This is a genomic window from Mammaliicoccus sp. B-M6 (assembly GCF_022386965.1).
In the GTDB taxonomy this organism is placed as follows: domain Bacteria; phylum Bacillota; class Bacilli; order Staphylococcales; family Staphylococcaceae; genus Mammaliicoccus; species Mammaliicoccus sciuri_A.
The window spans coordinates 21,178-35,473 of sequence record NZ_JAJNHJ010000028.1; the positions used below are offsets into that span (position 1 = coordinate 21,178).

At 31.2% G+C, this 14,296-nt stretch carries 13 protein-coding genes; 4 read left to right on the plus strand and 9 right to left on the minus strand.

Features of this window, described 5'->3' with window-relative positions; genetic code table 11:
- Window positions 1-20: 20 nt before the first annotated feature.
- The 4 genes from LQ693_RS10290 to LQ693_RS10305 form a co-directional block, all read right to left on the minus strand.
- Window positions 21-746 (minus strand): amino acid ABC transporter ATP-binding protein, encoded by a 726-nt coding sequence (locus LQ693_RS10290; RefSeq protein WP_025904793.1) that lies wholly within the window; start codon window positions 744-746, stop codon window positions 21-23.
- Window positions 739-2,163 carry an ABC transporter substrate-binding protein/permease gene (locus LQ693_RS10295; RefSeq protein ID WP_233678371.1) on the minus strand — a complete coding sequence of 475 codons (1,425 nt, stop codon included), beginning with the start codon at window positions 2,161-2,163 and terminating at the stop codon, window positions 739-741. The genes LQ693_RS10290 and LQ693_RS10295 overlap by 8 nt, the downstream gene beginning before the upstream one ends.
- A gap of 135 nt (window positions 2,164-2,298) precedes the next feature.
- Window positions 2,299-3,297, minus strand: coding sequence for a D-2-hydroxyacid dehydrogenase (locus LQ693_RS10300; RefSeq protein ID WP_119494792.1), 999 nt, complete (start codon window positions 3,295-3,297; stop codon window positions 2,299-2,301).
- A 532-nt stretch (window positions 3,298-3,829) separates the two neighbouring features.
- A complete protein-coding gene (locus LQ693_RS10305; protein WP_103361121.1) occupies window positions 3,830-4,882 on the minus strand; it encodes a PTS sugar transporter subunit IIC in 1,053 nt (350 codons plus the stop codon).
- A 140-nt stretch (window positions 4,883-5,022) separates the two neighbouring features.
- Between LQ693_RS10305 and LQ693_RS10310 the strand changes: the two genes are divergently transcribed.
- Window positions 5,023-7,116: a glycoside hydrolase family 31 protein gene (locus LQ693_RS10310; protein ID WP_103361122.1), complete on the plus strand. Its 2,094-nt coding sequence runs from the start codon at window positions 5,023-5,025 to the stop codon at window positions 7,114-7,116.
- Window positions 7,117-7,159: 43 nt separating this feature from the next.
- Here the strand turns inward: LQ693_RS10310 and uxaC are convergent, their stop codons facing one another.
- The 4 genes from uxaC to LQ693_RS10330 are packed head-to-tail and all read right to left on the minus strand — an operon-like array spanning window position 7,160 to window position 11,359.
- A complete protein-coding gene (gene uxaC, locus LQ693_RS10315) occupies window positions 7,160-8,566 on the minus strand; it encodes a glucuronate isomerase (RefSeq protein WP_103361123.1) in 1,407 nt (468 codons plus the stop codon).
- A gap of 15 nt (window positions 8,567-8,581) precedes the next feature.
- Entirely contained in the window at window positions 8,582-9,877 is a 1,296-nt protein-coding gene (locus LQ693_RS10320; protein ID WP_103361124.1) for a TRAP transporter large permease, read from the minus strand.
- Entirely contained in the window at window positions 9,877-10,365 is a 489-nt protein-coding gene (locus LQ693_RS10325) for a TRAP transporter small permease (RefSeq protein ID WP_025904787.1), read from the minus strand. The genes LQ693_RS10320 and LQ693_RS10325 overlap by 1 nt, the downstream gene beginning before the upstream one ends.
- Complete coding sequence (locus LQ693_RS10330; RefSeq protein WP_103361125.1) at window positions 10,358-11,359, minus strand: TRAP transporter substrate-binding protein; 1,002 nt, start codon at window positions 11,357-11,359, stop codon at window positions 10,358-10,360. Before LQ693_RS10330 ends, LQ693_RS10325 begins: the two co-directional genes overlap by 8 nt.
- Before the next feature lie 160 nt (window positions 11,360-11,519).
- On the opposite strand from LQ693_RS10330, the gene LQ693_RS10335 reads away from it, so the two are divergent.
- Window positions 11,520-12,470, plus strand: a complete 951-nt coding sequence (locus LQ693_RS10335; protein WP_107596611.1) for a LacI family DNA-binding transcriptional regulator — start codon at window positions 11,520-11,522, stop codon at window positions 12,468-12,470.
- A gap of 104 nt (window positions 12,471-12,574) precedes the next feature.
- Here LQ693_RS10335 and LQ693_RS10340 read toward each other — a convergent pair whose 3' ends face one another.
- Window positions 12,575-12,784 (minus strand): nuclear transport factor 2 family protein, encoded by a 210-nt coding sequence (locus tag LQ693_RS10340; protein ID WP_239743677.1) that lies wholly within the window; start codon window positions 12,782-12,784, stop codon window positions 12,575-12,577.
- A 144-nt stretch (window positions 12,785-12,928) separates the two neighbouring features.
- Here LQ693_RS10340 and LQ693_RS10345 point away from each other — a divergent pair, with 144 nt between their 5' ends.
- Together LQ693_RS10345 and LQ693_RS10350 are read left to right on the plus strand one after the other, a co-directional pair.
- Entirely contained in the window at window positions 12,929-13,894 is a 966-nt protein-coding gene (locus tag LQ693_RS10345; protein WP_107591111.1) for a LacI family DNA-binding transcriptional regulator, read from the plus strand.
- Between the two features lie 60 nt (window positions 13,895-13,954).
- Window positions 13,955-14,170 carry a hypothetical protein gene (locus LQ693_RS10350; RefSeq protein WP_025904782.1) on the plus strand — a complete coding sequence of 72 codons (216 nt, stop codon included), beginning with the start codon at window positions 13,955-13,957 and terminating at the stop codon, window positions 14,168-14,170.
- Window positions 14,171-14,296 lie beyond the last annotated feature (126 nt).

Sequence of the window (14,296 nt, forward strand, 5' to 3'; positions counted from 1 at the left end):
CACCTCTTCTATTTTTAGTATTATAATACTTTAGATAAAAATTGTTTCGTTCTTTCGTTTTGAGGATTATCAAATATTTGTTCAGGTGTACCTTCTTCTTGAACAATTCCTTCATCCATAAATATCACATGGTCGCTGACATTTTTAGCAAATCCCATTTCATGTGTTACAACGACCATTGTCATACCTTCTTTGGCTAAATCTTTCATAACACTTAATACTTCACCAACAACTTCGGGGTCTAAAGCTGAAGTTGGTTCATCAAATAAAATAACTGCCGGGTTCATCGCTAACGCACGAGCAATCGCTACACGTTGCTTTTGTCCACCTGATAATTTAGAAGGATAAACATCTGCTTTATCTTCTAGACCAACTTTTTTAAGTAATTGTTTAGCTTGATCTTCTAATTTGGATTTTTGTCCTTTTTTCAAAGTTAAAGGTGTTAGTGTAATATTTTCGATTACTTTTTTATGTGGAAAAAGATTGAAACCTTGGAAAACCATGCCCATTTTTTGTCTTAATTGATCCAACTTTGCACCTTTCGTATTTGTTAAATCATTATTTTCAAATACGATCTGTCCAGAGGAAGGTTCTTCTAATAAATTCAAACATCTAAGAAGCGTACTTTTACCACTACCAGATGGGCCGATAATCGCAACAACTTCCCCTTTTTCAATATTTAAATTAATACCTTTCAATACTTCATTTTTACCAAATGATTTGTGTAAATCGTTAACTTTAATCACTTACACTAAACCTCCTTTCAGCAAAGTACATCACTCTAGATAACGTAAACGTTAAGATAAAGTACAATACTGCTGCTACTAATAATGGTGTAAATGGATCAAATGATGCCCCTTGAACAACTTGAGCATTAAACATCAATTCACTTACGCCGATAACAGAAACTATAGAAGATTCTTTAATAACTGTTACAAATTCATTACCTAATGCAGGTAAAATATTTTTAATGGCTTGTGGCAAGATAACTTTAGTCATAGCTTGCGATTTATTTAATCCTAATGATCTAGCCGCTTCCATTTGGCCATTATCTACTGCGTTAATACCAGCTCTAATAATTTCTGCAATATAAGCACTACAGTTAATGATGAGTGCGATAATACCGCAAATTAATGCTGATAAATCTAAGCCAAGTACTGCTGTTGTACCGAAATAAACTAAGAATACTTGAACGAGTAATGGTGTACCTCTTATAAATTCGATGTAAACTGAAGCTATCGATTTAAATATTTTACTATTACTTAATTTCATAAGCGCTAAGAAGCAACCAATTAATGCCCCTGCTACTACACCTAAGAATGATAATAGAATCGTATAACCTACACCATGTAAGAAATATGAACCATATTTACTGAAGAAAGAACCATCATCGAACATTGCTTCTGTCGCTTTATCTTGATAGTCTTTAATCAAATTATTGTCTCGAACTTCTTTAACACTCTTATTAACTCTCTTCATTAATTCAGGTGAATTTTTCGGTAATGCAATGGCTGTTGTCTTGTCTGCATCTGAAAATGTAACATCTGAATATGTTAAATTAGGATTCTTCTCTAAATATGCATCAGCAACAGGTCCTTCAATAATCATGCCGTCTACTTTTCCAGAATTAAGTGACATAATAACTTCCGGTACTCTCGTTAATGAGCTAACTTGAGATTCTGGCATTTCTGTTTTTGCCAATTCTTCTTGAGTCGTTTGCTTTTGCACACCGACCATTTTTCCTTTAAAATCATCAATCGTTTTTAATTTGTCTTTATCTTTTTTCTGTATAATCATTCTTTGATTAACTTCCATATAATCATCAGAAAAATCAACTTGTTTCTTTCTCTCAGGAGTTGGAGCCATACCAGAAATAATCATGTCGATTTTTCCAGTTTTTAAAGCACCTAGTAAACTATCAAATTGCATATTCACAATCTTAAGTTTAATATCATTGTCTTTTGCAATTTTTTTAGCAAGTTCAATATCTATCCCAGCATATTCACGTTCACCATCTTTAGTGTGCTCAAACTCATAAGGTGCATAATCTGCTGATAAGCCTACTCTTAACTCGCCTCGTTCTTTAGCTTTATCCCATTGATCAGTTTCTGCAGCTTGTGACTTTATGGGGGCTAAATAAGGAATTGTAAGTAGTAAACAAATTGTTGCTATAACTACTTTAGTAAATACATATCTTTTCAAATTCGTTACCTCCTGAATTAATAATATTCATTATTATACGCATTTATGAAATTTTATGCAATAGCTTTTTATAAAAAAGTATGAACGAACGTTCATTCATACTTTACTTAGTTGAACTTCATTTTCACTGTATCCAGTTGTGATAACTTCAAGTGCACTATTTAATGAAATTTCAACCATATTTTGTACGGCTGTCTGTGTATAAAATGCAATATGAGGTGAAATTAATACATCGTCACGTGACATCAATTCTTTTAAAGTAGGATCTTCAATTTCTTTGTCTGTATAATCATATGAGAAATATGCAAACTCATTTTCATATACATCTAACGCTACACTATGTAATTTACCGCTATTTAATGCTTGAATGACATCATTAGTCTTCACTGTCGCACCTCTAGCTGTATTCACTAAATATGCACCATTTTTCATATATTTAATCGTCTCTTCATTAATAATATATGTCGTTTCTTCATTTGCTGGAACATGTAATGTGATTAAATCGGCTTTAGATAATCCTTCTTGTAAACTTTGTACATATTCAATATCGCTTAACGATTGATCATAAGGGTCATACCCGATCACTTCCGCACCAAATCCTTTAAATAATTGTGCTGACACTTTACCTATTCTACCAACACCTATAACCAGTACCGTCATACTTCTTAGTTCTTTAGCGATTACTGTTTCATCCCAAGTAAAATCTTGATGTTCTACTTTTTTATTTATTTTATTAATGTTTCTTATTAATTCTAGTGCTCTACAAACTGCAAATTCCGCTATCGCATTTGGACTATATGAAGGAATATTTGTAATTTTTATATCATGTTTTGCAGCTTCATCTAAATTAAACATATCAAACCCAGCCGCACGACCAGCAATTTGTTTAATACCAACATCCTTAAGTGCTTCGTATATTCTGTCATCAAACTTAAATAACTGTTGAGTACTCACACCATCAAAAGACGATAAAGTATGGACATTTTCTAAAGTTAAATCCTCTTCCGTACATTCAATTTCATGACCATTAGTTTGACCCCACTGATATGCATAAGGCTTTTCATCTTCTCTTATATTAAATAATTTAAATCGCATAATTCGTTCTTCCTTTCAGTAAGAAATAAATAATGATTAATTCTACAACACTTTATGAAAACAAACAATCTATTTTTCATAATATTCTTACAATTAAAAGTGTATGTAATATGGTGAATAACTTATTTATCAAGAAGTGAAACTAATTAGCATCCTTATGAACAGATTTGTCTATACTTGTTCGTAACGATGGCCTTGTGAACACTTCTTGCCAAACTTGTATATAACGGGGTTGTTAATTACAAAAGTCTACCGAAGTGTTACTATGGATAGCCATAATTACAAAACTCGGCTGAATTGTTACTATGGACAGCCTTAATTACAAAACTACTGAGAATTGTAATTACTGATATCCTTATTTGCACTTCTAACCAAATCTGCTAATAACGCACCCAGTATTTGCACTTCTCGCCAAACTTGCTAATAACGCACCCAGTATTTTCACTTCTCGCCAAACTTGCTAATAACGACACCAGTATTCAGACATATTTAAAGGCTGAGACATTTTTCTTGTCTCAGCCTACTCTACATTTTAATTATTCTCTTTAAATAAAAACATTTCTTGATTGTATTTTGGAAGTATTTTTAAACAAACTTTATGTACGATATATGCAAATAAAAACGGTATGACGAAATATGCTACGCCAAGTATTAAAATATTTAAAAATACTGATCCTTCCATAAATTTTAATGCGTTTGCTGGTCCAACAAATCCGGTATAACCAAATCCGGTAGACATTGGCGTACCTTTTATGCCAACAAAATAAGTTAGTAATCCACTCATTAGTCCATTTATGATTAATGGTACTGCGATGATAGGATTTTTAAAATATACTGGAATCATCATTTTAGCAGCTCCGATAATAAGTACGATATTGATACCTTTATCGTTTACTTTCCATGACCCCATTAAGAAAGTCACACATGCAGCAACAATCCCCATATTGCCAGCTCCTGAACTTAAACCATTTAAACCGACCGCAGTAGCAATTGCTACAACTGAAATTGGCGTTACCATTAATAATGCATAAGTAATCGCAATTAATATACACATCATTAAAGGATTCAATGTAGAAAATTGTTCTATTAATTTGCCGATACCTTTTGTTACATTACTAACATATGGAAGTGTCAGCATACCTATAAATCCACTGACAACTGAAATAATAATTGGCATAATCAACATATCTAAAGAACCAAATTTTCCTTTCAATTTAATCATCAAGTAACAACTGATAATTAAAACAACGATTAAATTGACGACATCCCCTATACTTACAAATATAAATTGACCATTTTGTATTTTCACAGCGCCTGAACCTATTAATCCTGCAGCACCAATCATAACTGCATCAGTAGCTTGGAATTTAAATTGATGTGCAACAACGATGCCTATAATAAAACTCATCGCAAACTGCATAAGTAATAATGCTTGATTAAACATTTCTAATAGCGGATGAAACTGTGATAAATAACTAAATAACACACCAAGTATGGCGTTAGGTATTAATGCTATAACAATGCCTACACCTATACCATTTAAAATATTAAAGAAAAATTCCTTTACTGTGAAATGTTTATCCATAAAATGCCTCCTGAAATAATATGTATTAATGATATATGACTTTATTTTTATAGACAATGCTATTTTTACTATTTTACTTTACTTTGGTATAGTTTAATGTAATAGTTTAAATAACAACGTTGTTATAGGAGGATTTTTACATGTTTAATATGATTTCACAAGATAAAAATACAATTGTAATCAGTGACAAGCAAAACGAGCATTTCTTTACAATCCGCATATTAGAAGATTACTTAATCAATATTAAATCTTCTACAGAGAAAGAGATCACTTTACCGACTTGGACCATTACACCTGGAGATACTGAATTACCTTTCGAAGGTCTCTCTAGATACGACCAATCTAACTTTTCATGTCCACAATATGAAATTTCAGAAGAACAAAACAATATTATAATTAAGACAAAGTCATTAAAACTTATCATTGATAAAGAAGATTTCTATTGTAGTTGGTATGATATAAGTTCATCTGACAAAGAAATTAAAATTATGCAAGACCGTAAGACAGGCAGTTATCAACATCAAATATCAAGAAATCATCCGACTTGTCATTATTTAAATAGAGATAAAAATGAAATGTATTTTGGTCTCGGTGAAAAGAGCGGAAAAGTGAATAAACATGGCAGACGATTCAGAATGAAAAATATAGATGCTATGGGCTATAATGCTGAAACGACTGATCCTCTTTATAAACATATTCCTTATTATCTCACATACAAAACTGATGAAAATATATCATTTGGTATCTTCTACGATGATTATCAAGACTCTATTGTAGATCTTGGACAAGAGTTAGATAATTATCACGGTCATTATAGATATTATGAAACTAAATCAGATTTTCTTGATTATTACGTTATTGCCGGTCCATCTATTCAACAAGTAACGACGCGTTTTAGTCATTTAACAGGTAGACCAACACTCATGCCTGAATGGAGTTTGTCATATTCTGGCTCAACAATGCAATACACAGATTTGCCAAATTCAGATGAAAGACTGATATCTTTTCTAAATCAATGTAACACACATAATATAACGATTAGATCTTTCCACCTTTCATCAGGTTATACATCCATTCATGATAAGAGATACGTTTTTAATTGGAATTACGATAAATTTAAAGACCCAAAATCTTTTGGTAAAGCTTATACAGATCAAAATGTAGAATTAGTTGCGAATATTAAACCTACCCTACTTACAGATCATCCTTTACTAGATGAAGTATTAGCATTTGATGGATTTATTAAAGATATGAATGGTAAACCGCTTCTTGTACAATTTTGGGATGAAAAAGGATACTATTTAGACTTTACTAATAAAGACACTATTAAATGGTGGCAATCTAAAATAGAACAACAATTATTATCTAATCATGTTAACTGTACATGGAATGATAATAACGAATTCGAAATTTGGGATGATAAAGCTAAAGTAAATGGTTTCGGCAATGAAGCAAATTTCCAAGATTATAAAGCAATCATGCCTATATTAATGATGAAAGCATCAAGAGAGATTCAACAAAAATATCATAATGAACAATATCCATATATCATAAGTAGATCTGGTGCAGCTGGTATGAGTAAATACGTTCAAACTTGGACGGGTGATAACTATACGAGTTGGCATACATTAAAATATAATAATGCTATGGCAATTGGGTTAAGTCTATCTGGTGTTTATAACTTTGGCCATGATATTGGCGGTTTTTCTGGTGATAAACCAGAAGCAGAATTATTTTTAAGATGGGTACAATGTGGTGCTTATTATCCAAGATTTTCAATCCACTCATGGAATGATGATGGTTCTGTAAATGAACCTTGGATGCATAATGAAGTCTTATCTGAAGTTAAACAAGCCATGCACTTCCATGAAAAGCTTAAACCATATCTTCAGTCATTAGTTGTACAGGCACATGAAGCATATGAACCAATTATTAGACCAACTTTTTACCAATTTGAAAGTGATATAAATACTTTTGAAGAAAATGAAGAATTTATGTTAGGTGAGCATATGTTAATTGCCCCTATCGTAGAAAAAGCTCAACTAGAAAGAACAGTCTATTTACCTAAAAACAGCAAGGGTTGGATTGATTTTCATAGCGGCGAACAATTTGAAGATGGTCAAACAATAACCGTAAAAACGACTTTACAACATATCCCAACATTTGTAGTAAAAGGCGCAACGATACCAGTTTATCAAGATGATTTAAAAACAATTGAAAATCTAAAGTTCTAAATAAATAAGAACCTAAGACAATATCGTCTTAGGTTCTCTATTTTTATATAGTATCTATGCCTTCAATATTATATAGTGACACGGCGTTATTAAAGCATATATCCTTAATAATTTCAGAAAGAATTTCATCATCATCAATGATTTCTCCTCTTTCCACACGTTTACCAATCATTTCACATAAAATTCTTCTAAAATATTCATGTCTTGTATATGATAATAAACTTCTTGAATCAGTTAACATACCAACGAAAGTAGATAACAATCCAACATTTGCATATTCTACTAAATGTTGTTCCATTCCTTCTTTAGTATCATTGAACCACCATGCAGCACCTAGTTGCACTTTGACTTTATCTGAAGTAAAGTTTCCAGCTGTTGCTTGCACCATTAAGTGATCATTTGCATTATTAGGATAAATAATTGTATCTGATAATGCATCATTTTGATTTAAATGATCTAAAAATCTATTTAAATCAGTAGAACTGAGCATATCACCTACACTATCAAATCCAGCATCTGGACCAACTTCTTCAAACAATAATGTATTATTGTTTCTCACTGGTCCAAGATGAAACTGTACAACCCAATTATATTTTTTATACGTTTTACTTACTTCGGTTAAAATATATCCAGATAATCTACTTAAATCCTCCTCATCTAAGTCTTCACCATGTTTAATTTGTTCAAAATACTGTTCAGCTTGGTCTTTAGTTACATCCACTTTAAGTACTTTAGCAAAGCTTTGATCAGAACTTCTTGCGCCATTTTGATGGAAGTATTCAATACGTTCATTGAGCGCATTAATATATTCTTCCACATGATTTATTTTTGTTTCTGTAGCAATTTCTAATTGGTTAATAGATGCTTCTACATTATCTTTCGTTAAAGCGATATAACGATCAGATCTAAATGTTGGTAACACTTTGACATCAAAAGACTTATCCTCACGAAGTAATTGATGATATTTCAAATCATCACATGGATCATCCGTTGTACAGATAATTTGGACGTTACTTCTTTCTATTAATTTTCTTGGAAGAAATTCTGGTTGTTGTAAACTTTCATTTAACTGATTATATAATTGATCTTTATCAATTTTATTTAAATTTTCATTGATATCGAAATACCTTGCTAATTCTAAATGACACCAGTGATATATCGGATTCATAATACTTTTAGGCAATAAACTTATAAATGCTTCGAATTTTTCTTTATCAGTTTTGTCTCCAGTAATATACGACTCATCTATTCCGTATGCGCGCATTAAACGCCATTTATAATGATCATGTTTTAGCCAAACTTCAGTAATCGTATTAAAAGGTTTATTCTCATAAATTTCTTTCGGATCTAAATGACAATGAAAATCAAAAATTGGTATATCTTTAGCTATATTGTATAAAGCCTGTCCTTTTTCAGATTGAACAATAAAATTTTCTTTAATTAAACTCATAAATACTCACCTTTCCTATAGCCCAAGTAATTTTGGTAAAAATAACGATAATTGTGGTACGAACGTAATTAATAACAACAGTATAATTAAAATAATAAAGTATGGTATTAATGTCTTAATGACACTTTCAATTCGTACATTTGCAACACTACTACCAACAAATAACGCACTACCTACTGGAGGTGTTATATTACCTATACATAAGTTAAATGCGATTACTATACCGAAATGAACTGGATCTAATCCGATACTTTCTGCAATCGGTAAGAAAATTGGAGTGAATATAAGTACTGCTGGTGTTATGTCCATAAATGTACCGATGATTAATAAAATTAAATTCATTAACAGTAATAATAAAATTGGATTTTCAGTTAATGATAATATGCCGCCAGAAATTGCTTCTGGTAATCCTGTAAAACTCATAACGAGTGAGAATAATGCAGATGCTGTAATTAAGAATAAAATCATACCTGTAATTTCTACTGTTTCTATAATAATCGCAGGTATATCTTTAATTTTTAAATTTTTATAAATAAGTGACAGTATAAACGCATATAGAACTGCGACAGCTGCACCCTCTGTTGCTGTGAATATTCCAGCTACAATACCACCGATTACGATAATAATTAATAGTAAACTTGGAATAGCATCTAAAGTTAAAAATAATTTATCTTTCCAACTCACTTTTTCAGAAACTGGATAGCCATGTTTTTTAGCTAAAAAGTAAGCAACAACCATACAACCTAGGCCCCATAGAATTCCAGGAATGTAACCTGCAATAAATAATGCAGCAATTGATGTTCCACCACTTACTAGTGAATAAACAATCAATAATGAACTTGGTGGAATTAATAATCCTGAAGGTGCTGAAGCAATATTGGCAGCTGCAGAATATGATTTTTTATAACCTTGTGTTGTTTCCATCGGTGTCATGATTCTTCCCATTGCTGCAGCAGCTGCAACACTTGATCCTGAAATCGAACCAAACAACATATTCCCCACAATATTCGTATGTGCTAAAGAACCAGGTAATCTACCTACTAACACTTTTGCAAAGTTAATTAATCTAAACGCAATACCACCGTTATTCATCAATATTCCAGCTAGTACAAATAACGGAATGGCAAGCATTGTAAAGTTATCAATACCAGTTACCATTCTTTGGGCAGCAGTAAGTATTGTGACATCAAACGGGAAAATAAGTATTAACGTTAATAATGAACTTAAAATAATTGAAATAGCGATTGGAATACCAAATGCTAAAAATATTGCTAAAGATACAAATAATACGATTCCAGCAATTGTTGTCATTACACTTCACCGCCTTCATCATTTTCTGGTAACTCATTTGTTATAATGCCTCGAATTGAATAAAATGCAATAAAAAGTCCTGAAATTGGTAATGCACCATACATTAATGCCATTGAAACACCTGTAGCTGGTGCATATTGTGTCCAAGTAAGTGCTACAATTTTAATACCACCGTATATCATCAAAATTAAAGCAACTAATAAAATAATGATATTCGTGAGTCTTTCTATAAATAACTGTGCTTTAAGAGGAAACTTTTCTCTTATAAATAAAATGGCAATATGTTTTTTCTTACCAAATACATATGCTGCACTTAACAACGCAAACCAGATTAACAAGAAGCGAATGATTTCTTCACTTGTCGTACTTGGCGTGTTCAATATATATCTTGTTATCACTTGCCAAACTGATAAAATGACCATTACAGTTATCAATACACCAGACACAGAAAGCAAAGTTCTATCAATATAATGTGTTAATTTATTCATTTTGTTCTGCCTCCTTAATCAATTTGTATTGTTTTTCTGTTCCTTTATTATTTTTAAATTCTTCTTGTAGAGGTTTTACAGCTTTTTTGAAAGTAGACTTATCTACATCATGGAATTTCACATTCATATCTTCTTTAGCTGATTTAATTGCCTCTTTAATGGCTTTATCCCAGATGACTTCATGCTTTTCAGTAGATGATCTTGCTGCGCTTTTTATCCATCCTTTTTCTTCTTTCGTTAAATCATTGTATGCATCCTTATTCATAATTAAAATATCAGGAACGATAGCATGCTCAGTATTATAATAATTTTTTGCAACTTCTCCATGTTTATTGTCGGTCAATGCTGTTTCATTATTCTCAGCTGCATCAATAACACCAGATTGAAGTGCTGTATAAACTTCACCAAATGCCATTGGAGTTGGCGTACCACCTAATGACTTAACAAGTTGCACACTTGTTTTACTTGGCTGAACACGTGTTTTTAAACCATGTAAGTCTTTATTCGTCTTTATTTCTCTATCTTTTGTATATATATTTCTTAATCCTGAGTCATAGTAAGTAATACCTACAAACCCGTTGTCTTTAGTCGTATTAAAGAATGAATTTTGTACTTCAGGTTTTTTCATAATAGATCGAAAACTATCTTGAGATTTAAATAGATATGGCATGCTAAATAAAGAATACGACTCAGAGAAACTTTCAAGTGCACTTGCTGACACTTTTGTGAATTGAATGGCATTTGTTTGAGTCATTTCAATTGCTTCCCGTTCACTTCCAAGTTGTCCGTTCGCATATATTTTAATTTTTAATTTTCCATGAGATTTCTTTTCTACTTCTTTTTTAAATTCTTCTAACGATTTATGTACTGGATGCGTTGTAGATTGGTTGTGTGCTAGTGTTAAAGTCTTAACATCTTTATCTTGTGCGTCACTTTGTTGGCATCCATACAAAACTGTGAATACGCTTACAATTAACAGTAAAATTTTTTTCATCTCTCATCCCCCATTAATTTTAAAAAAGTAATCAAATTGACTACTTCTTTAATACTTATTGATAAGTATAAATCAAATGAAACAAAATAACAACGTTGTTATTTATAGAAAATGTGTGCTTATGGTATAATATAGAAAATAATATTTAAAGGAGACTCACATGGCTGTAACATTAAAAGACATAGCAAATGCCTGTGGTGTTAGTTATTCAACAGTAAGTAAAGCGTTAAAAAATTCTCCTTTAGTTACTGCTGAAACAACAGAGCGCATACAGCAAAAGGCAAAAGAAATGAATTATATACCTAATAATTCCGCTCGCTCTTTAGTCTCAAATAAGAGCCAAACAATTGGACTCATTTGGCCATCAGTAGACAGAGTTGCAGTATCAACTCTTGTTTCAGAAATCAATAACTTTTTAAAGAATACTGGATATTTTATGTCTGTATCAATCGATGATGTGGAAACTGCTGCGCATAAATTTTTAGAATTACGTTTTGATGGCATCATCGTATTTGATGAAGGTGAAGCTTCTACCCTACCAAGTATCATTAGTTCAAATATCCCAGTAGTAGCTTATGGTACAGACCGAGAGCTCGAATATCCTATTGTAAATGTTAATCATAAACAAGCAATGATTCTTTCATTAGATGATTTAATGCAAAATAATATAACAAATATTTGTTATATTGGAGATCTCAACACCGATGATATTCGACAAATTATAAAGAAAGAAACTTTTGAACGTTATTGTAAAGAACACAATCTTGAATATAATATGATTGATTCAAAAGGACTATCAGCTGAAGATACATTTTTTGCATTAAAGTCATATTTGACTAATCATACGTTGCCAGAAGGTATCATTTGCGGAAGTTACGATATTACTTTAGGACTCGTGCACACTTTAAAAGATTCATTAGATCAACATATTGTATACTCATACGACAATGTACCTCAATTTGACCATATGGATACAATGATTCATTCAGTCGGTGTCCCTACTAGGAAAATTGCTGAAACATTAGTTAATATCCTTATCAATGCAATTGAATCTAAGGAAAATCAACCTAATGTCTGTAATCTTGAGCCTGAATTAGTAAAGCGGAAATAAAGACAAAAAAATGACTACAAAATTGTAGTCATTTTTTTACTGTTGTTCCTTGATGGAATCTCATCTTCCACTCTGATTGTTTTCTAATCCATAAAGTACTCCGTTTAGGTTGTTATATGATCAGTTTTATTGATTAATTCATAAGTCGTTAAGACAATTCCTTTTTGAATTTTTTCAACTATAAAATTCGAAATCTCATATTCAAATGTATGTAAAGTCCCCTCTTCAATATCACGTTTATATATCATTTTGCCCGACTTACCTATTTCTTTAAAATCATCATCAAGTAAAGTTAAGATAAACGACTTATCCATTCTATTACTAGCATCCAAATGTGCACATTCTAATTCATAAAATTGCTGTTTAATGATTTACACCTACTTTATCTTAGTAAATATAGTTCAACTTATATGCTAAAATAATAGCATAGTAATAAGTATAATCGAGGGAGTAAGTAAATGACAAATTTAAAAGAAGTAGCTAAACGAGCTGGCGTTTCACCAAGTACCGTATCACGAGTAATTAATAACCACCCTTATGTTAATGAAGAAAAAAGAAAAAAAGTACTTGATACTATAGAAGAATTAAATTATATACCAAATATCAATGCAATTCATTTAAAAAAAGGTAAAACAAATTTAATAGGTGTTGTATTGCCGTTCTCTAATCACCCATATTTTTCACAATTAATTCAAGGTATTTCTGAAGAAGCGATTAAATCAAACAAAAAAATTGTTTTGTTCCAAACTGCTTATGATACTGATCAAGAAATTGACGCTTTGGAAATGTTAAAACTAAAACAGTTAGATGCACTCATTATATGTTCAAGAAATATTTCATTAAATATAATTGAGCAGTACATAGAGTATGGACCAATTTCTATATTCGAAAATATTTCAAACTCTAAATTTAGAACAACATATATTGATCACTACAACGCCTTCAAACAAGCATTAAATCATCTATACAATAACGGACATAGACATATTGCATGTGCCATAAATAGAAGAAATAGCACTAGTTCAATTTTAAGAATACAAGCATATAAAGACTTTTGCAGTGAGAATTCTTTACCCTTCAATGAACAAGATATATATGAGAATTTTGTATTATTAGAAGATGGTCAAAGACTTGCACAAGAAATTGAAAATAAAGAAAATCCACCTACTGCAATTGTTGTATCAGGAGATAACACAGCTGCAGGCTTGTTTATTAGTTTAAATGACGAACAAAAGAAAAATATATCTATCATTGGGTTTGAAAATCATAAAATATCTAAATTGCTAAACCTTACTACAATAGAGATCCCCCTCTTTCAAATTGGTAAAAGTTTGTTTAATCAACTATATGAAGATAAACTGAATAACTATTTATTTGAAACAAAACTTATTAAAAGAAACTCAGTATTTAAATTAAACCATTGACATGAAATGCATTTCATAGATTATCCTTTAATCAATCACAAATATTAGGGGGTAATTAAAATGAACAAACAAAAAGTTGGTATTGATGGTTGTAATATTACTTCAGAAATTTATGTAGAAATACTTCAACACACTAGCAATATTGATATTGTCGCTTGTACTGATGAGAGCCTATCAAAAGCAATTAGTATGAAAAACATATATGATATCCCTCAAGTAATGACAAGAAGTAAAATGTATAAAGATAAGAAAATTGATTATATTATTAAACTTTAAAAGAACAAAAAAAGTCTTAAGCGATTAGCTTAAGACTCAGAGTGTCGACAAAGTCTTAGACTTTGCCGGCATTTTTTTATGCGCATGCTTTCCGCGGGCATGTTCTCAGCCTGTAGTCTTCGAATC